The organism is Echinicola sediminis, assembly GCF_054777495.1.
Map to the genome: position 1 here is coordinate 1 of NZ_BAAHAP010000239.1, position 865 is coordinate 865.

General features: G+C 28.1%; 2 protein-coding genes. Both read left to right on the plus strand.

Translation table 11 applies throughout. The features are described 5' to 3' along the window. On the plus strand, positions 1-321 hold a 321-nt coding region (locus ACYVAA_RS22960; RefSeq protein WP_460546433.1), incomplete at its 5' end, for a restriction endonuclease subunit S. Positions 322-680: 359 nt separating this feature from the next. Next, the coding region (gene ndhC, locus ACYVAA_RS22965; protein WP_460546435.1) for an NADH-quinone oxidoreductase subunit A at positions 681-865 on the plus strand (185 nt) is incomplete at its 3' end.

Here is an 865-nt window from a genome sequence, read left to right on the forward strand (position 1 = left end):
GGTTTATCCGGCAGCTACAATGTGGCTTTAATGAAAGCTTCACCTAAAGAAAATATTAGGAAGGGGTTTATATTCTATCTTCTACAACTTCCGGAATATCATGATGTTGTTGTAAAAAACTCTGAAAGAACAGCTGGACAAACCGGTGTAAATCTTGAACTATTAAACAAATTCAATGTTCCCCTCCCACCTATATACTATCAGGATGAGATATTAGCTAGATTAGCTAGAATTGAAAAATTTAAAGAAAAAATAGAAATATCATTAAATCATTTAGAAATACAATTTTTATCTCTACAGAAGAGATTAATGGGTTTTTAAATCCTTAGTATCGAAATCAACTTTAATTTATTATTTTATTTTTTTAATTAAATAAAGCGTAAACCACTATGACTTAAACAATTAGAAAAAAGCTATTTCACTTAACTAAGAAAATTTTCACTATTAATTCACACGCATTTATAGCCGATATTTTAACTTTATATTTAGTAGCCTGGATTTATTTTCCACAGTATTTAACCCCTACCTGAGAATTATTTTTTGTTCATTTGAATTGACGTATTGTTCTGTATATCGAAAATGGCAAAGATATCAACCCTAGTGGAAAATTATTTTTATTTATGAACAAAGAATGACTAAGCATGGGTACCATATTGGTACAAATTTTATTTAACAATTAAATGAGTAGTGTAACTTTTCTTTTTGTTTTTGTAACTATTTTAACAATAGTTTTTTTACTTCTTAATTTCATACTTCCTCCTCATAATCCCTACCAAGAAAAATATAGTATTTTCGAGTGTGGTTTTCATAGTTTCCTGGGTCAAAATAGAACTCAATTTGGGGTAAAATTCTTCATATTTGCACT